The sequence below is a fragment of the Pseudomonas sp. genome, assembly GCF_048269965.1.
Lineage (GTDB): Bacteria > Pseudomonadota > Gammaproteobacteria > Pseudomonadales > Pseudomonadaceae > Aquipseudomonas.
Window position 1 is genome coordinate 37793 of sequence record NZ_JBLWTV010000002.1, and the last position, 17104, is coordinate 54896.

Genomic DNA, 17104 nt, shown 5'->3' on the forward strand with positions numbered 1-17104 from the left:
CCTTTAACGCTACCTCAGCGAATCAGATGGAGATCGCCATGACCGACTACCAGAACCTGTTCGAGCAGGACCGTGCCCACTTCATGCACCCGTCCACCCACGCCCACGACCACGCCAGCGGCGCGCTCAAGGGCCGCATCATCACCGGCGCCTCGGGCATCCGCATTCAGGATCATGAAGGTCGCGAGCTGATCGATGCCTTCGCCGGTCTGTACTGCGTGAACATCGGCTACGGTCGTACCGAGGTCGCCGAGGCCATCTACAAGCAGGCCAAGGAGCTGGCCTACTATCACACCTATGTCGGTCATTCGACCGAGGCCATCATCGAGCTGTCGGCGCGCATCATCGACTGGGCGCCCAAGGGCATGAAGAAGGTCTACTACGGCATGTCCGGCTCGGACGCCAACGAGACCCAGATCAAGCTGGTGCGTTACTACAACAACGTGCTCGGTCGCCCGGCGAAGAAGAAGATCATCTCCCGCCAGCGCGGCTACCACGGCTCGGGCATCATGACCGGCAGCCTCACCGGTCTGGCCAGCTTCCACCAGCACTTCGACCTGCCTCACGCGGACATCAAGCATGCCGCCTGCCCGCATTTCTACAAGGCGCCGGCCGGCATGGACGAGGCCGCCTTCGTGCGTCACTGCGCCGAGGATCTTGAGCGTCTGATCCTGGCCGAAGGGCCGGACACCGTGGCAGCCTTTATCGGCGAGCCGGTGATGGGGACCGGCGGCATCATCGTGCCGCCCACCGGGTACTGGGAGGCGATCCAGGCTGTGCTGGCCAAGTACGACATCCTGCTGATTGCCGATGAAGTGGTCTGCGCCTTCGGTCGCCTGGGCACGCCGATGGGCAGCCAGATGTTCGGTATGCAGCCGGACCTGATCACCACTGCCAAAGGCCTGACCAGCGCCTATGCGCCGCTGTCGGCAGTGATTGTCGGTGAGAAGGTGTGGAACGTGATCGACGAGGCCTCCAGCCGCGACGGCGCCATGGGCCATGGCTGGACCTACTCCGGTCACCCGATCTGTGCCGCCGCCGCGCTGGCCAATCTGAACATCCTGGAGAAGGAAAACATCGCCGCCAACGCCGCCGATGTCGGTGCCTACCTCAACCAGCAACTGCGCCAGACCTTCGAAGGCCACCCGCTGGTGGGTGAAGTGCGCGGTGTCGGCATGCTCGCCGCGCTGGAGTTCATGGCGGACAAGGATGCGCGCACGCCCTTCGATGCCGCGCTCAAGGTCGGCCCCCGGGTTTCTGCCGCCTGCCTGGAACGCGGCATGATCGCCCGCGCCATGCCGCACGGCGACATCCTCGGCTTCGCCCCGCCGCTGGTGCTGACCAAGGCTGAGGCGGACGAGGTGGTGGGGATCGCCAAGGCGGCGGTGGATGCGGTGGCCAGCGAGGTACTCTGAGCTCGCTAGAGCGGCAGGTTGCCGTCCTGTGGGAGGGGCTTCAGCCGCGACGGCTGAAGCCCTGATCCCGGATCGGCCACATGCAGAAATGCCTAGAAGCTCGCCGCTGAAGCGCCTCCCACAGTCCGCGGCGGGCTTTTCGATCAGCGGGGTAGTACTGAGCTTGTGGGAGGGGCTTTAGCCGCGATTGCTCTCTGGCTTGTCCAGCTTGCGCAGGAACACGCTCATCTCCTTTTCGGCCTGTTTGTCGCCCTTGGCTTGGGCTGCAGCGATGCCCTGCTGCCAGGCCTGGCGTGCGCCGTCGTGGTTGCCCTCGGCCTGCAGCGCCTTGCCCAGCAGCTTCCACGCCGCTGAATAGGCCGGGTCGAACGCCACGCAGCGTTGCAGGTGCTCGGCCGCCTGCGAGGCGTTGCCACCATCCAGATGGGCCTTGCCCAGGCCGAAGCGCAGCAGGGCGTTGTCCATGCCCTTGGCCAGCAGTTTCTCCAGTGCTTCGCTGCTCATCTTGGCTCCTGCATTGGGCATTCCCGGATTTCATCCGGGCTACGGGCTCGTAGCCGGGTGCGACAAGGGACTCAGAAGAACGTCAGGCCGGCCTGGAACAGGCGCTCGACATCGCGGATGTACTTCTTGTCGACCAGGAACAGGATCACGTGGTCGCCGGACTCGATCACCGTGTCGTCATGGGCGATCAGCACTTCTTCGTCGCGGATGATGGCGCCGATGGTGGTACTCGGCGGCAGGGCGATGTCTTCGATGGCGCGGCCGATCACCTTGCTCGATTTGGCATCGCCGTGGGCGATCACTTCCAGCGCTTCCGCTGCACCACGGCGCAGGCTGTGCACGCTTTCGATGTCGCCACGGCGCACGTGGGTCAGCAGTGTGCCGATGGTGGCCAACTGTGGGCTGATGGCGATGTCGATCTCGCCGCCCTGCACCAGGTCGACATAGGCCGGGTTGTTGATGATGGTCATCACCTTGCGCGCACCGAGGCGCTTGGCCAGCAGCGACGACATGATGTTGGCCTCGTCGTCGTTGGTCAGGGCGAGGAAGATGTCGGCGTCGTTGATGTTCTCTTCCACCAGCAGGTCGCGATCCGAGGCGCTGCCCTGCAGCACGATGGTGCTGTCGAGGCTCTCCGACAGGTAGCGGCAGCGTGCCGGATTCATTTCGATGATCTTCACCTGGTAGCGGCTTTCGATGGCTTCGGCCAGACGCTCGCCGATATTGCCGCCGCCGGCGATCACCACGCGCTTGTAGCTGTCTTCCAGGCGGCGCATCTCGCTCATTACCGCACGGATATGCGCCTTGGCGGCGATGAAGAATACCTCGTCATCGGCCTCGATGACGGTGTCGCCCTTGGGCATGATCGGCCGGTTGCGGCGGAAGATGGCCGCCACGCGCGTGTCGACGTTGGGCATGTGCTGGCGCAACTGGCGCAGTTGCTGACCCACCAGCGGGCCGCCGTAGTAGGCCTTGACCGCCACCAGTTGCGCCTTGCCTTCGGCGAAGTCGATCACCTGCAGGGCGCCGGGGTATTCGATCAGGCGCTTGATGTAGTTGGTCACCACCTGCTCGGGGCTGATCAGCACGTCGACCGGAATCGCTTCGTTGTCGAACAGCGCCTCACGGGTCAGGTAGGCCGCCTCGCGCACCCGGGCGATCTTGGTCGGCGTGTGGAACAGGGTGTAGGCCACCTGACAGGCCATCATGTTGACTTCGTCGCTGTTGGTCACTGCCACCAGCATGTCGGCATCGTCAGCGCCGGCCTGGCGCAGCACGGTGGGGAAGGAGCCCTTGCCCTGTACGGTGCGGATGTCCAGGCGGTCGCCGAGGTCGCGCAGGCGGTCGCCATCTGTGTCGACCACGGTGATGTCGTTGGCCTCGCTGGCGAGGTGTTCGGCCAGGGTGCCGCCCACTTGGCCGGCGCCGAGAATGATGATTTTCACTGATCGCTCCGTTAGCTGTGGCTGGTCACAGCGGTCTTTATCAGCTTGGCATAGTAGAAGCCGTCGTGGCCTTCCAGTTGTGGCAGCAGTTGGCGACCGTGCTCCGGCTGCAGGCCGAAGCCGCCGGTGATGGCGACTTCCTGCGCGTCGGCGGTGCGGGCCAGGAACGCGGCGATGGTCTCGCTGTTTTCCGTTGGCAGCACCGAGCAGGTGGCATAGAGCAGGATGCCGCCGGGTGCCAGGGTCGGCCACAGGGCATCGAGCAGCTCGCCTTGCAGCTGGGCCAGGGCCGGGATGTCCTCGGGCTTGCGGGTCAGCTTGATGTCCGGGTGACGGCGGATCACGCCGGTGGCCGAACAGGGCGCGTCGAGCAGGATGCGCTGGAATGGCTGGCCGTCCCACCAGGCGCCGGTATCGCGGCCGTCGGCGGCGATCAGCGTGGCGTCGAGGCGCAGGCGCTCGAGGTTCTCGCGCACGCGCGCCAGGCGCTTGGCTTCCAGATCCACGGCGACCACTTCACCCAGCCCCGGCTCGGCTTCCAGCAGGTGGCAGGTCTTGCCGCCTGGTGCGGCGCAGGCGTCCAGCACGCGCTGACCGGGCGCCAGCTCCAACAGGTCGGCGGCCAGTTGCGCGGCTTCGTCCTGCACGCTGACGCGGCCGTCCTTGAAACCTGGCAGTGTCGTCACATCGCAGGGCTGCAGCAGGCGCACGCCGTCGCGGCTGAAGGTGCAGGGCTCGGCTTCGATGCCCGCGCTGCGCAGCTCAATGAGATAGGCATCGCGTGAACCGTGGCGGCGATTGACCCGCAGGATCAGCGGCGGGTGCGCGTTGTTGGCGGCGCAGATGGCCTGCCAGTGCTGCGGCCAGTGCGCCTTGAGCGCCTTTTGCAGCCAGCGCGGATGCGCGCTGTGCAGCACCGGGTCACGATCGAGTTCGGCAAACAGGGCTTCGTGCTCACGCTGGGCGCGGCGTAGCACGGCATTGAGCAGGCCCTTGGCCCAGGGTTTTTTCAGCGCGCCGGCGCAGCCGACGGTCTCGCCGATGGCGGCGTGTTCGGGAATGCGGCTGTGCAGCAGTTGGTAGAGACCGATCAGCAGCAGCGCTTCCACGTCCTTGTCGGCGGCCTTGAAGGGTTTTTCCAGCAGTTTCTCGGCCAGCAATTGCAGACGCGGCTGCCAGCGGGCCGCGCCGAATGCCAGGTCCTGCGCCAGGGCGCGGTCGTGGTGTTCGACCTTGTCCAGCTGTGGCGGCAGGCTGCTGCCCAGCGAGGCCTTGCCGGACAGCACGGCGGTCAGGGCGCGGGCGGCTGCCAGGCGCGGGTTCATCGACCGAGCACCAGACCGGCGGCGAACTGCTCACGGCGGCTGTTATAAAGGTCGGCGAACGCCAGCGGCTTACCGCCGGGCAACTGCAGGCGGGTCAGGCGCAGTGCACCGTCGCCGCAGGCCACGGTCAGGCCGTTCTTGTCAGCCGCGAGAATGGTGCCTGGGCTGCCCTTGCCCTCGCCGATCTCGGCTGCATGCACTTTCAAGGCATCGCCACCCAGCGTGGTGTGGCAGATCGGCCAGGGATGGAAGGCGCGCACCAGGCGCTCCAGCTCCACGGCCGGGCGGCTGAAATCGATGCGCGCCTCGTCCTTGTTGAGCTTGTGCGCGTAGTTGGCCAAGGCATCATCCTGTACCTCACCCTTCAGTGTGCCGGCCGCCAGGCCGTCGATGGCCTGCAGCACTGCCTGTGGGCCGAGCTGGGCGAGGCGGTCGTGCAGCGAGCCGCCCGTGTCGCTGGCGCTGATCGGGGTGCTGACCTTGAGCAGCATCGGCCCGGTGTCCAGGCCGGCCTCCATCTGCATCACGGTAACGCCAGACTCAAGATCACCGGCCTGCACCGCGCGCTGGATCGGCGCTGCGCCGCGCCAGCGTGGCAGCAAGGATGCGTGGCTGTTGATGCAGCCCAGGCGCGGGGTGTCGAGCACCACCTGGGGCAGGATCAGGCCGTATGCGACCACCACCATCAGATCCGGCTTGAGCGCCGCCAGCTCGGCCTGGGCCTCTTCATTGCGCAGGCTGGCCGGTTGGTAGACGGCAATACCCTGCTCCAGAGCAAGCTGCTTGACCGGGCTGGGCATCAGTTTCTGGCCACGGCCGGCCGGCCGATCCGGCTGGGTATAGACGGCGACTATTTCGTGCGGGCTGGCCAGCAGGGCCTTGAGGTGCTCGGCGGCGAATTCCGGGGTGCCGGCAAAGACGATACGCAATGAGTCAGGCATGGGCGGTCACTAAAGAAAAAGGCTTGCCTGGCAGGTCACATGGAAACTACTGCGCTCGGTTATGCCGCGTTGAAAACAGGCTCGGACTGCTCATTTACAGCTCGTAAAGTCGATCGCGACTCCGACCGATCCTCGCCTGTTTTCGCCTTGCCTAACCTTCGCTCGTGACGTTTCCATGCGACCTGCTACACAAGCCCTTGGAATAAGTGGATCAGGCGCGTTGGCGATGCTGTTTTTCCAGCTTCTTCTTGATCCGGTCGCGCTTGAGGTTGGACAGATAGTCGACGAACAGCTTGCCGTTGAGGTGATCGCACTCGTGCTGAATACACACGGCGAGCAGGCCTTCGGCGATCAGCTCGTAGGGCTGGCCATCGCGATCCAGTGCCTTGATCCTGACCTTCTGCGGGCGGTCGACGTTCTCGTAGAAACCAGGCACCGACAGGCAGCCTTCCTGGTACTGGTCCATCTCGTCGGTCAGTGACTCGAACTCGGGGTTGATGAACACCCGTGGCTCGGACTTGTCCTCGGACAGGTCCATGACCACCACGCGCTTGTGCACGTTGACCTGCGTCGCGGCCAGGCCGATACCCGGAGCGTCATACATGGTCTCGAACATGTCGTCGACCAGTTGACGGATGGAGTCATCCACGACGTCCACCGGTTTGGCGATGGTACGCAGGCGTGGATCAGGAAATTCGAGGATATTCAGGATCGCCATATGCGTTTGTGATGCACTTGTGGAATAAAGTCAAAATCCGCTGCTAAGATGATGAACAGCATTGAAAAACGGCTTCACGCCGCGTATTCAGCGGGTTTGGCACGCGGCGCTAGGGCGCTTCACGTGAAGGCACATAATAAAGGGATTCACCGTATGAGGAAATCACTACTCGCCCTGCTCTTTGCAGCTGGCGGACTGGCCCTGACCAGCTTGGCTCAGGCCGAAGTGCAACTCAAGGACGGTCACCCGGACCGCTACACTGTGGTCAGGGGCGATACTCTCTGGGACATTTCCGGCAAATTCCTGCGCCAGCCGTGGAAATGGCCGGAGATCTGGCACGCCAACCCGCAGGTCGCCAACCCGCACCTGATCTATCCCGGCGATACGCTCAATCTGGTCTACGTTGACGGTCAGCCGCGCCTGATGCTCAACCGCGGCGAGTCGCGCGGCACCATCAAGCTGTCGCCGCAGGTGCGCAGCACGCCGATGGCCGAAGCGATTCCGACCATCCCGCTGGAGGCGATCAACAGCTTCTTGCTGAGCAACCGCATCGTCGACACGCCGGAAGAATTCAACGGCAAGCCTTACGTCGTCGCCGGCAACGCCGAGCGCGTGGTCAGCGGCGCTGGCGATCGCGTCTACGCCCGTGGCCAGTTCGATGAAGAGCATCCGATCTACGGCATCTTCCGTCAGGGCAAGACCTACGTGGACCCGGAGACCAAGGAATTTCTCGGCATCAACGCCGATGACGTCGGCTCTGGCGAGATCGTGGCCGAAGAGGGTGATGTCGGTACCCTGCTGCTGAAGCGCTCCACTCAGGAAGTGCGCCTGGGCGATCGCCTGTTCCCCACCGAAGAACGTGCGATCAACTCCACCTTCATGCCCAGCGAGCCGATAACCGATATCGACGGCTTGATCCTCGACGTGCCGCGCGGTGTGAGCCAGATCGGTCAGTTCGACGTTGTCACCCTGAACAAGGGGCTGCGTGACGGCCTGGAAATCGGCAACGTGCTGGCGGTGTTCAAGACCGGCGAGACCGTACGTGACCGCGTTACCGGCGAAAGCGTGAAAATTCCGGACGAGCGCTCCGGCTTGCTGATGGTGTTCCGCACCTACGACAAGCTCAGCTACGGCCTGGTACTGCAGGCCAGCCGCCAACTGGCGGTGATGGACAAGGTCCGCAACCCGTAATGCCCAACGAGCCCCGCACTAGCGGGGCTCGTGCTTTCAGGCCGCCAGGATGGCGGTGCAACTGTTCAGGGAAGAGTCGCCATGCCTGCCGCCTCCTCGCTTTCCCCCGCCGTTTCTCCTGCCGAGCTCGAAGCCCGCTTGCGCCTGCATCTGTTGCCAGAGTTGGGGCCGCGACGCTTTCGCAAACTTCTGAGCGCTTTCGATAGCGCCTCGGCTGCACTCAGTGCGCCGGCCAGTGCCTGGCGTGCGTTGGGGTTGCCGGCTGCCTGCGCCGAACCTCGCCGCAGTGCGGGCATCCGCGAGCGCGCGGCTGCCGCCCTGCGCTGGCTGGATGAGCCTGGTCAGCATGTGGTGATGTGGGATGATCCAGGCTACCCGGCTCTGCTCGGCGAGCTGGCGGATGCGCCGCCGCTGTTGTTCGTGGCGGGCGAGCCGAGCGTGCTGGAGGCGCCGCAACTGGCCATGGTCGGCAGTCGGCGCGCCTCGCGGCCCGGCATGGATAACGCACGAGCCTTTGCCCGCAGCCTGGCGGGCGGTGGCTTCGCCATCACCAGTGGTCTGGCGTTGGGCATCGATGGTGCTGCGCATCAGGGTGCGCTGGAAGGGGGCGGCAAAACGGTGGCCGTGCTGGGCACCGGCTTGCAGTGCCTGTATCCGCGTCGGCATGTGGGGCTGGCGGCGCAGATCATCGAGCACGGCGGTGCGCTGGTCTCCGAGCTGCCGCTGGACTGTCCGCCGCAGGCGGGCAACTTCCCGAGGCGCAACAGGATCATCAGCGGGCTTTCGCTGGGTGTGCTGGTGGTCGAGGCCAGCCCGTCCAGTGGCTCGCTGATCACCGCGCGCCTGGCCGCCGAGCAGGGGCGCGAGGTCTATGCGATTCCCGGTTCGATCCATCATCCTGGCGCACGGGGTTGTCATCAGCTGATTCGTGATGGCGCCACCCTGGTGGAAAGCATCGAACATATCCTCGAAGCCTTGCGTGGCTGGCAGACGCCCACCGCCGAACCTCTATCGGTGCCGCTCGCTGGCGTCGAACACCCATTGCTGGCCTTGCTGCATGCCGCGCCGCACAGCACCGAGGCGCTGGTGCAGGGCAGCGGCTGGCCGCTGTCACAGGTGCTGGCAGCTTTGACCGAGTTGGAGCTCGATGGCCAGGTGTGCAACGAGGCAGGGCGTTGGCTGGCGCGCCGACCTTAAGTGCCGTGGCAGGTCTCGATTGGCTTGGATAGACTGCCGCCCATTGATTCCGTGGGAGACAGGCGATGGCCAGCAACTGGCAGATACAGCAAACGGCGCGAGTGGTACGTGAGGGAGGCGTGATCGCCTATCCGACCGAGGCGGTCTGGGGCCTGGGCTGCGATCCCTGGAACGAGGAGGCGGTGTATCGTCTTCTGGCGCTCAAGGAGCGGCCGATGCACAAGGGGCTGATTCTGGTGGCCGATGACATCGAACAGTTCGACTTCCTGCTCGATGATCTGCCAGAGGTCTGGCAGGAACGCCTCGCCGGCACCTGGCCTGGCCCGAATACCTGGCTGGTGCCGCATCAGAATCGCCTGCCCGAATGGGTCACGGGCCAGCACGACAGCGTTGCCCTGCGCGTCAGTGACCATCCGCTGGTTCGCGCGCTGTGCCGCTACACCGGCCCGCTGATCTCCACCTCGGCCAATCCGACGGGGCGCCCTTCGGCGCGTTCGCGCCTGCGCGTCGAGCAGTACTTCCCGGGCGAACTGGACAAGGTCCTCGGCGGCGCGCTGGGCGGACGCAAGAACCCCAGTCTGATTCGTGACCTGCGTACGGGCGATGTGATTCGCCCGTCCTAGCAGAGCGGTTCAAGCTGCAAGCCATTGCCGTAGGGTGCGCTGCGCGCACCGCGAAAACCACACAGGTCCGAGGGCGAGCGGTGCGCATGGCGCACCCTACGGTACGTCGCGCCGCCATTCACGAATCATCTCGTAGGGTGCGCCGCGCGCACCGGCGCTTCGCAACACCCTGTCCGAAAGAATCGCGACACCACCAATATCTATCCGTCCTCACGGCAGCAGGATGGTCGAGCCGGTGGTCTGCCGCGAGCTCAGCGCATCCTGTGCGGCGGCGGCGTCCTTCAGTGCGTAGCGGTTGCTGATTTCCACCTGCAGCTGGCCACCGGCGATCATGCCGAACAGCTCGTCGGCCATGGCCTGCAGGCGCTGTGCGCTGGTGGCGTAGCCGGCCAGGGTCGGGCGGGTGACGTACAGCGAACCCTTCTGCGCCAGAATGCCCAGGTTGACGCCGGTCACCGCGCCCGAGGCATTGCCGAAGCTGACCAGCAGGCCGCGTGGCGCCACGCAGTCCAGCGAGGTTTCCCAGGTGTCCTTGCCGACGCCGTCATAGACCACCGGGCACTTGGCGCCGTCGGTCAGTTCCAGCACGCGCTGCACGACGTTCTCATGGCTGTAGTCGATGGTCGCCCAGGCCCCCTGCTCCGTGGCCCGAGCTGCTTTCTCGGCAGAACTGACGGTGCCGATCAGCTTCACGCCCAGCGCCTTGGCCCACTGGCAGGCGAAGGAGCCGACACCGCCGGCCGCAGCGTGGAACAGGATGGTTTCGCCGCCCTTGAGCTCGTAGGTCTGGCGCAACAGGTACTGCACGGTCAGGCCCTTGAGCATCACCGCCGCGGCCTGCTCGAAGCTGATGTCGTCCGGCAGTTTCACCAGCTTGTCGGCGGGCAGCACGTGCAGCTCGCTGTAGGCGCCGAGCGGGCCGGTGGCGTAGGCGACGCGGTCACCGACTTCGAGGCCTTCTACCTCGCTGCCGATCGCCTCGACCACACCGGCACCTTCGGTGCCCAGGCTCGAAGGCAGCGCGGGTGGCTGATACAGGCCGCTGCGGAAGTAGGTGTCGATGAAGTTCAGGCCGATGGCCCGGTTGGCCACGCGAACCTCGCGCGGGCCTGGTGCTGCCGGCTGGTAGTCGCGGTATTCCAGCACGTCGCTGCCGCCGTGCTGGCTGAACTGAATACGCTTGGCCATCTCGGATTCCTTGTCTGACTTGAGCCGCTGCGAGCGGCGAAAGGGTCTATCCAATCGTCCCGATTGACCGACGTCAACTGCGGATGTGCCTGGGTGAATGCTATGCTGCCCGCCGATTTCGACCTGCTCTCTGTTCAAGGTGCCGCCGTGACTGACCGTACCGAGGCCGTGAAGGCCTACCTGCTCGACCTGCAAGACCGCATCTGCTCCGCCCTGCAAGCCGAAGACGGCCAGGCCGTGTTCGCCGAGGACTCTTGGCAGCGTCCGGCCGGTGGTGGCGGGCGCACGCGGGTGATCGAGAACGGCGCGTTGATCGAAAAAGGCGGGGTGAATTTCTCCCACGTGTTCGGCGACAGCCTGCCGCCCTCGGCCAGTGCCCATCGCCCCGAACTGGCCGGGCGTGGCTTCCAGGCCCTCGGCGTGTCGCTGGTGATCCACCCGGAAAACCCTTACGTGCCGACCTCGCACGCCAACGTGCGCTTCTTCAGCGCCGAGAAGGAAGGCGAGGAGCCGGTGTGGTGGTTCGGTGGCGGTTTCGACCTCACGCCCTACTACGCCAACGAAGAAGACTGCGTGCACTGGCACCAGGTCGCGCATGACGCCTGTGCGCCGTTCGGTGCCGAGGTCTATCCCAAGTTCAAGGTCTGGTGCGACCGCTATTTCCACCTCAAGCATCGCGGCGAGCCGCGTGGCATCGGCGGGCTGTTCTTCGACGACCTCAACGAGTGGGACTTCGACACCAGCTTCGCTTTCATGCGTGCCATTGGCGACGCCTACATCCAGGCCTACCTGCCCATCGTCCAGCGCCGCAAGCTGACGCCTTTCGGCGAACGCGAGCGCGAGTTCCAGGCCTTCCGTCGCGGTCGTTACGTGGAGTTCAACCTGGTGTTCGACCGTGGCACCCTGTTCGGCCTGCAGTCGGGCGGGCGTACCGAGTCGATCCTCATGTCGCTGCCACCGCACGTGCGCTGGGGCTATGACTGGAAGCCGGAGCCGGGCAGCGAGGAAGCGCGCCTGACCGAGTATTTCCTCACCGATCGTGATTGGCTGGCATAAGTTTTTTCGCGTAGCCCGGATGCAATCCGGGGCACTTATCGACCGCTCCCGGATTTCATCCGGGCTACCAACTGGCGCCATTTCCCCGCAGGAGACCGCTTGCGGGCGATCTGGCCCCAGAGCGAATCGCCAGCCAGCTGGCTCCTACACAAACAGGATTTCCCATGGACCGCTACTGCGTCTTCGGCAACCCCATCGGCCATAGCAAATCGCCGCTGATCCATCGTCTGTTCGCCGAGCAGACCGGCCAGGCGTTGACCTATGACGCGCGCCTGGCGCCGCTGGACGCTTTCGTCGGCGATGCCCGCGCCTTCTTTGCCGAAGGTCTGGGCGGCAATGTCACCGTACCCTTCAAGGAAGAGGCCTTTCGCCTGGCCGACGAACTGACCGAGCGTGCGCGCCGCGCTGGAGCGGTGAACACCCTGAAGAAGCTGGCAGACGGTCGTCTGCTCGGCGACAACACCGATGGCGCCGGTCTGACCCGTGACCTGCAGGACAACGCCGGTTTCAGCCTGGCCGGCAAGCGCATCCTCGTGCTCGGTGCCGGCGGTGCCGTGCGCGGTGTGCTCGAACCCTTCCTGGCGCAGAAACCGGCCGTGCTGGTGATTGCCAACCGTACCGTGGCCAAGGCCGAACAGTTGGTGCGCGAGTTCGCCGATCTCGGCCCACTGGTCGCCGCCGGCTTCGACTGGATCGATGCGCCGGTGGACCTGATCGTCAACGGTACTTCGGCCAGCCTTGGTGGTGAGCTGCCGGCGATTGCGCCGAGCCTGATCCAGCCCGGTCATACGGTCTGCTACGACATGATGTACGGCCGCGAGGCGACCGCCTTCAACCGCTGGGCTGCCGAACAGGGCGCGGCGCGCTGCCTGGATGGTCTGGGCATGCTGGTCGAGCAGGCTGCCGAGGCTTTCGAGCTATGGCGTGGCGTGCGTCCGGATACCGCGCCGGTGCTGGCCGAACTGCGCCGCCAGCTGGCGGGCTGAACTTCCCGAAGTTCGTGCAGAGCGCCGCTGCGTAGGGTGGGTTAGGCGCATGCCGCAGATACCGATGACCCCGCAAGTTCCGACGCGCCGTAACCCACCATTAGTGTCACGCGGGAAGATCGCCTGGTGGGTTACGCGGCGCGCCATCATCGCGCTGTCAGGTCGTTCGTGTATTGCGCCGCTAACCCACCCTACGAGTTCGAGGCCGCTCACTCAATCCTCGAACTGCACCGGGCAGCGCTCGGCGCCTTCGAGCTTGAGGATTTCCTCCACCACCTGCGGTCGCGCCTGGCGCAACACCAGGCTGCGTTTCAGTGCCTGCAGGCGGCGCGCCTCCTGGTGCAGCATCTCCACCCCGGCGTAGTCGATGAAGTTGATGTGCCGCGCGTCGATCACCAGGCGCTGACCTCGGCTGCGTTGCAGCAATTGCTGGATGTACTGGCAGGCGCCGAAGAAGATCGAGCCCTCGATGCGCAGCACCTCGTCGTCGCCGTCCTGCCACAGGCGCACGCGCGGCTGCGAGGTGCGCTTGAGGTAGAAGAACAGCGAGGCCAGCACGCCGGCGTAGATCGCCGTCTGCAGCTCCAGCACCAGGGTGGCGGCGAAGGTCAGCAGCATCACCATGAACTCGGAGCGACTGACCCGGCGCAATGCACGGATCGCCGGCAGATCCATAAGGCCCCAGCAGATCAGCAGGATGCCGGCGGCCATCACCGGCAGCGGGATATGCGTCAGCAGCGCTGCGCCGAACACCGCGAACAGCGCCACCAGCAGTGCCGAGAACACGCCGGCCAGCGGTGTACGTGCGCCGGCCTGCAGGTTCAGCGCCGAACGGGTGAAGGAGCCGGCCGACAGCGAGGCGCAGAACCACGGCCCGAGCATGTTCGACAGGCCCTGGGCGCGAACTTCCTGGTTGGCATCGAGGAACTGGTGCGACTTCACCGCCAGCGCACGGGCGATGGACAGGCTGGTGACCAGCCCGAGCATGCCGCAGGCCACGGCTGCCGGCAGCAGGCGCAGCACGTCGTCGAGGTCGAAACTCAGCGCAGTAAATGGCGGCAGGCCGCCGGCGAACGGTGCCACCAGGGCGATTTCATCGACCAAACGCGCAGGCAGCAACCAGGCCAGCAGGCTGCCACAGACCAGGCCGATCAGCAGTGCAGGCGCCTTGGGCCAGAGCTTGCGCACGGCCACGCTGAGCAGCAGGGTGAAGGCTGCCAGGGCCAGGCTCGGCCAGTGCGCCTCGGGCAGGTGCTGGCCGATCTGCAGCAGACTGGCCAGCGCCGTGGGCTGGCTGGTGACCTCGACGCCGAGCAGATTGGGCATCTGCCCGATGGCGATCACCAGCGCCGCGCCGAGGGTGAAGCCGAGCACCACCGACTGCGAGACGAAGTTCACCAGGGCGCCGAAGCGCAGCAGGCCGAGCAGCCATTGGAACAGTCCGGCGAGAAAGGTCAGCAGCAGGATCAGGGCGATGAATTCGTCGCTGCCCATGCGCGCCATGGGGCTGACGCTGGTGAACAGGACGATGGAGATGGCTGCCGTCGGTCCGCAGATCAGGTGCCAGGAGGAGCCCCACAGGCAGGCGATGATCACCGGCACGATGGCGGCGTACAGGCCGTATTCGGCCGGTAGCCCGGCAATCAGTGCGTAGGCCAGCGATTGCGGCAGAGCCAGGATGGCGCCGGTCAGGCCCACCAGCAGGTCATTGCCGAGGGTCTTGCGGCTGGTGCCAGGCAACCAGCGGAGAAACGGCAGCAGGGTCTGTCGGTCAGGTAGGCGCATGATTCGGGTCGAGGGTGGGCCGCAGGCGACTCCACCCTACTCACTTGCCGCGGTTAATTCAAAGCCGCGCCTTCACGGCGGCCAGACCGTCGCCACCGTCGAGGGTCTTGACGCCCTGCAGCCAGCCATCGAGTACCTGCGGGTTGGCCTGGAGCCAGGCCTTGATCGCGGCGTCGTTGCTGGCCTGCTTGCTCAGCACCTGATCCATGATGCTGTTCTCCATCTCCTGGGTAAAAGTCAGGTTGCTCAGCAGCTTGCCGACGTTGGGGCACTGCGCGGCGTAGCCCTTGCGCGCCAGGGTGTTGACCTGGCCGCTGTCGCCGAAGTACTTCTCGCCGCCTTTGAGGTACTTCATGTCGTACTGCACGTTCATCGGGTGCGGCGTCCAGCCGAGGAAGACCACGAACTGATCGCGTTTCACCGCGCGGCCGACCTGCACCAGCATCGCCTGTTCGCTGGACTCCACCAGCGTCCAGTCGCCCAGGCCGAACTCGTCGGCGGCGATCATCTGCCTGATCGACTCGTTGGCGGGTGAGCCGGAGGCGATGCCGTAGAGCTTCTTGCCGAACTTGTCGGCGTGCTTGTCCAGATCGGCGAAGGTCTTCACCCCGGCATCAAAGGCATAGGTCGGTACGGCCAGGGTGTACTCGGTGCCTTCGAGGTTTTGCGCCAGCTTGTCCACCTCGCCGCTGGCGACGAACTTGTCGTAGTTGCTTTGCTGCGCCGGCATCCAGTTGCCGAGGAACACGTCGACCTGGCCCTTGTGCAGGCCGGCGAAGATGATCGGCACGGCCAGGGTCTGGGTTTGCGGCTTGTAGCCCAGGCCGTCGAGCAGGAAGCTGGCGATGCCGTTGGTCACGGCGATGTCGCTCCAGCCCGGATCACCCAGCTTGACCGTGGCACAGGCGGCGTCCTCAGCCCAGACGTTGCCGGCGCTGGTGAGCGCAGTGGCGAGTAACAGCACGCTGAATCGGTTCATGGCGTCTCTCCTTTTTTCTTCTGTTTTGGGCCCCTCTAAAAACATAGGCGAGGCAGCCAGCGCAATACCGATGGCGGCCCCGCAAAAACAGGCGAAAAACGACCGGGGTCGCGCTCGACTTTACGAGCTGTAAATGAGCATTTGACCGGGCTGGCGTTCCAGCCTGTTTTTAACGCAGTGATGGCAACGCAGGTAGTTTTTAGAGGTGTCCCTTTGGGGGCGGCAGTCGGTAAAGGTTCATACCTGTGGAAAACGGGCGCGGCGTTCCAGGTCGTCGAGATCGATATGGTTGCGCATGTACTGTTGGCTGGCGTCGACCCAGGGCTGATGATCCCAGCTGGTCAGCTTGCCCTGGCTCAGGGCCTCGGCCACCAGTCGGCGGCGGCGCTGGCTGGCCAGGGTGGCGGCGTGGATGGCCGGAATATCCCAGCGTTCGCGGGCCTCGGCCAGGAAGCCGGCGAGGATGTCCTTGTGCTCGCTGCACTCGGCCAGGTTCTGACGCTCGAGCGGGTCATTGTCCAGGTTGAACAGCAGCAGCGGGTCCTGCTCGCAATAGACGAACTTCCAGGGGCCGCGACGAATCATCATCAGTGGGCTGACAGTGCCTTCGGCCATGTATTCGCCGAGTACTTCGTCGTGGCCACCCGCGCCTTGCAGGTGCGGCAGCAGGGAATGGCCCTCCAGCTCCAGGCCCTGCTCGACCTCGCCGCCGGCCAGTTCCACCAGCGTTGGCAGCAGGTCGAGGGTGGATACGGACTGGCTGACCCGGTGCGCGGCAAACTGCTTGGGCGCATGCACCAGCAGCGGCACGCGGGCGGACATCTCGAACCAGTGCATCTTGTACCAGAGGCCACGCTCGCCAAGCATGTCGCCGTGGTCGCCGGAGAAGACGATCAGGGTGTCCTCCGCCAGGCCGCATTCCTCCAGGGTGTTCAACAGCTTGCCGATATTGTCGTCGATGTAGCTGCAGGCGCCGAAGTAGGCGCGGCGGGCGTCGCGGATCTTGTTCTCGGGCAGCGGCTTGTTCCACAGGTCGATGACCTTGAGCAGGCGCTGCGAATGCGGGTCCTGCTCACTCTGCTCGAGGTACTGGCGCGGCAGAGGAATGTCCACGCCCTCGTAACGATCCCAGTATTCGCGCGCGATGGTGTAGGGGTCGTGCGGGTGGGTCATCGACACGGTCAGGCAGAACGGTTGATCCGGGGTCATGCGCACATGGTCGTAGAGGTACTGGCGGGCCTTGAATACCACCTCTTCGTCGAAGTCCAGCTGGTTGCTGCGCACGCAAGGGCCGGCCTGCAGCACCGAAGACATGTTGTGGTACCAGCTGGCGCGTACCTCCGGCTCGTCCCAGTTCACTGCCCAGCCGTAGTCGGCCGGGTAGATGTCGCTGGTCAGGCGCTGCTCGTAGCCGTGCAACTGATCCGGCCCGCAGAAGTGCATCTTGCCCGACAGCGCGGTGCGGTAGCCGAGGCGGCGCAGGTAATGGGCGTAGGTCGGCACGTCGGCTGGAAAGTCGGCGGCGTTATCGAAGGCGCCGATCTTCGACGGCAGCCGCCCGCTGACCAGGGTGAAGCGCGACGGCGCGCAGAGCGGGCTGTTGCAGTAGGCCGAGTCGAACACCACGGCCTGCTCGGCCAGCTTCATCAGGTTGGGCATCTGCACCGGCGAGGCCGCGTCGTGCAGCGGCAGGATCGGCGCGGCCATCTGGTCGGCCATGATGAAGAGGATGTTCGGGCGCTTCATGGTGA

General features: G+C 65.3%; 15 protein-coding genes. 6 read left to right on the forward strand and 9 right to left on the reverse strand.

The genetic code is table 11. The features are described 5' to 3' along the window. The first annotated feature begins 38 nt into the window (after nucleotides 1-38). A complete protein-coding gene (locus ACN0X6_RS02455; protein ID WP_417701804.1) occupies nucleotides 39-1415 on the forward strand; it encodes an aspartate aminotransferase family protein in 1377 nt (458 codons plus the stop codon). 177 nt (nucleotides 1416-1592) lie between these two features. Here the strand turns inward: ACN0X6_RS02455 and ACN0X6_RS02460 are convergent, their stop codons facing one another. The 5 genes from ACN0X6_RS02460 to def all read right to left on the reverse strand — a co-directional run bounded on the left by ACN0X6_RS02460 (nucleotide 1593) and on the right by def (nucleotide 6348). Continuing rightward, nucleotides 1593-1919, reverse strand: a complete 327-nt coding sequence (locus ACN0X6_RS02460) for a tetratricopeptide repeat protein (RefSeq protein ID WP_417701806.1) — start codon at nucleotides 1917-1919, stop codon at nucleotides 1593-1595. 71 nt (nucleotides 1920-1990) lie between these two features. Beyond that, on the reverse strand, nucleotides 1991-3364 hold the full coding sequence (trkA, locus tag ACN0X6_RS02465) for a Trk system potassium transporter TrkA (protein ID WP_417701808.1): 1374 nt from the start codon (nucleotides 3362-3364) through the stop codon (nucleotides 1991-1993). Between the two features lie 11 nt (nucleotides 3365-3375). After that, on the reverse strand, nucleotides 3376-4689 hold the full coding sequence (rsmB, locus tag ACN0X6_RS02470) for a 16S rRNA (cytosine(967)-C(5))-methyltransferase RsmB (protein WP_417701810.1): 1314 nt from the start codon (nucleotides 4687-4689) through the stop codon (nucleotides 3376-3378). Then, a complete protein-coding gene (gene fmt / locus ACN0X6_RS02475; protein WP_417701812.1) occupies nucleotides 4686-5630 on the reverse strand; it encodes a methionyl-tRNA formyltransferase in 945 nt (314 codons plus the stop codon). The genes rsmB and fmt overlap by 4 nt, the downstream gene beginning before the upstream one ends. Nucleotides 5631-5841: 211 nt before the next feature. After that, nucleotides 5842-6348 (reverse strand): peptide deformylase, encoded by a 507-nt coding sequence (def, locus tag ACN0X6_RS02480; RefSeq protein WP_230926079.1) that lies wholly within the window; start codon nucleotides 6346-6348, stop codon nucleotides 5842-5844. Nucleotides 6349-6501: 153 nt separating this feature from the next. Here def and ACN0X6_RS02485 point away from each other — a divergent pair, with 153 nt between their 5' ends. The 3 genes from ACN0X6_RS02485 to ACN0X6_RS02495 all read left to right on the forward strand — a co-directional run bounded on the left by ACN0X6_RS02485 (nucleotide 6502) and on the right by ACN0X6_RS02495 (nucleotide 9359). Then, nucleotides 6502-7539, forward strand: a complete 1038-nt coding sequence (locus ACN0X6_RS02485) for a LysM peptidoglycan-binding domain-containing protein (RefSeq protein ID WP_417701814.1) — start codon at nucleotides 6502-6504, stop codon at nucleotides 7537-7539. A gap of 81 nt (nucleotides 7540-7620) precedes the next feature. After that, on the forward strand, nucleotides 7621-8736 hold the full coding sequence (gene dprA / locus ACN0X6_RS02490; protein WP_417701816.1) for a DNA-processing protein DprA: 1116 nt from the start codon (nucleotides 7621-7623) through the stop codon (nucleotides 8734-8736). Between the two features lie 65 nt (nucleotides 8737-8801). Further along, nucleotides 8802-9359 carry an L-threonylcarbamoyladenylate synthase gene (locus ACN0X6_RS02495; protein ID WP_417701818.1) on the forward strand — a complete coding sequence of 186 codons (558 nt, stop codon included), beginning with the start codon at nucleotides 8802-8804 and terminating at the stop codon, nucleotides 9357-9359. A gap of 210 nt (nucleotides 9360-9569) precedes the next feature. Here ACN0X6_RS02495 and ACN0X6_RS02500 read toward each other — a convergent pair whose 3' ends face one another. Continuing rightward, entirely contained in the window at nucleotides 9570-10547 is a 978-nt protein-coding gene (locus ACN0X6_RS02500; RefSeq protein WP_417701820.1) for an NADPH:quinone reductase, read from the reverse strand. A 147-nt stretch (nucleotides 10548-10694) separates the two neighbouring features. Between ACN0X6_RS02500 and hemF the strand changes: the two genes are divergently transcribed. Both hemF and aroE read left to right on the forward strand, forming a co-directional pair. Continuing rightward, complete coding sequence (hemF, locus tag ACN0X6_RS02505) at nucleotides 10695-11603, forward strand: oxygen-dependent coproporphyrinogen oxidase (protein WP_417701822.1); 909 nt, start codon at nucleotides 10695-10697, stop codon at nucleotides 11601-11603. 164 nt (nucleotides 11604-11767) lie between these two features. Beyond that, entirely contained in the window at nucleotides 11768-12589 is an 822-nt protein-coding gene (gene aroE, locus ACN0X6_RS02510) for a shikimate dehydrogenase (RefSeq protein ID WP_417701824.1), read from the forward strand. Nucleotides 12590-12802: 213 nt separating this feature from the next. Here the strand turns inward: aroE and ACN0X6_RS02515 are convergent, their stop codons facing one another. The 3 genes from ACN0X6_RS02515 to betC all read right to left on the reverse strand — a co-directional run bounded on the left by ACN0X6_RS02515 (nucleotide 12803) and on the right by betC (nucleotide 17099). Beyond that, nucleotides 12803-14374: a SulP family inorganic anion transporter gene (locus ACN0X6_RS02515; RefSeq protein ID WP_417701826.1), complete on the reverse strand. Its 1572-nt coding sequence runs from the start codon at nucleotides 14372-14374 to the stop codon at nucleotides 12803-12805. A gap of 58 nt (nucleotides 14375-14432) precedes the next feature. Continuing rightward, nucleotides 14433-15353 (reverse strand): choline ABC transporter substrate-binding protein, encoded by a 921-nt coding sequence (choX, locus tag ACN0X6_RS02520; protein ID WP_417701828.1) that lies wholly within the window; start codon nucleotides 15351-15353, stop codon nucleotides 14433-14435. A gap of 237 nt (nucleotides 15354-15590) precedes the next feature. After that, nucleotides 15591-17099 carry a choline-sulfatase gene (gene betC, locus ACN0X6_RS02525; RefSeq protein WP_417701830.1) on the reverse strand — a complete coding sequence of 503 codons (1509 nt, stop codon included), beginning with the start codon at nucleotides 17097-17099 and terminating at the stop codon, nucleotides 15591-15593. Nucleotides 17100-17104 lie beyond the last annotated feature (5 nt).

Bases quoted from the DNA above. Each gene is read 5' to 3' on its own strand.
- rsmB (WP_417701810.1), bottom strand. From the start codon at position 4,689: ATGAACCCGCGCCTGGCAGCCGCCCGCGCCCTGACCGCCGTGCTGTCC.
- def (WP_230926079.1), bottom strand. From the start codon at position 6,348: ATGGCGATCCTGAATATCCTCGAATTTCCTGATCCACGCCTGCGTACC.
- ACN0X6_RS02460 (WP_417701806.1), bottom strand. From the start codon at position 1,919: ATGAGCAGCGAAGCACTGGAGAAACTGCTGGCCAAGGGCATGGACAAC.
- ACN0X6_RS02455 (WP_417701804.1), top strand. From the start codon at position 39: ATGACCGACTACCAGAACCTGTTCGAGCAGGACCGTGCCCACTTCATG.
- dprA (WP_417701816.1), top strand. From the start codon at position 7,621: ATGCCTGCCGCCTCCTCGCTTTCCCCCGCCGTTTCTCCTGCCGAGCTC.
- choX (WP_417701828.1), bottom strand. From the start codon at position 15,353: ATGAACCGATTCAGCGTGCTGTTACTCGCCACTGCGCTCACCAGCGCC.
- aroE (WP_417701824.1), top strand. From the start codon at position 11,768: ATGGACCGCTACTGCGTCTTCGGCAACCCCATCGGCCATAGCAAATCG.
- betC (WP_417701830.1), bottom strand. From the start codon at position 17,099: ATGAAGCGCCCGAACATCCTCTTCATCATGGCCGACCAGATGGCCGCG.
- ACN0X6_RS02495 (WP_417701818.1), top strand. From the start codon at position 8,802: ATGGCCAGCAACTGGCAGATACAGCAAACGGCGCGAGTGGTACGTGAG.
- fmt (WP_417701812.1), bottom strand. From the start codon at position 5,630: ATGCCTGACTCATTGCGTATCGTCTTTGCCGGCACCCCGGAATTCGCC.
- ACN0X6_RS02500 (WP_417701820.1), bottom strand. From the start codon at position 10,547: ATGGCCAAGCGTATTCAGTTCAGCCAGCACGGCGGCAGCGACGTGCTG.
- ACN0X6_RS02485 (WP_417701814.1), top strand. From the start codon at position 6,502: ATGAGGAAATCACTACTCGCCCTGCTCTTTGCAGCTGGCGGACTGGCC.
- ACN0X6_RS02515 (WP_417701826.1), bottom strand. From the start codon at position 14,374: ATGCGCCTACCTGACCGACAGACCCTGCTGCCGTTTCTCCGCTGGTTG.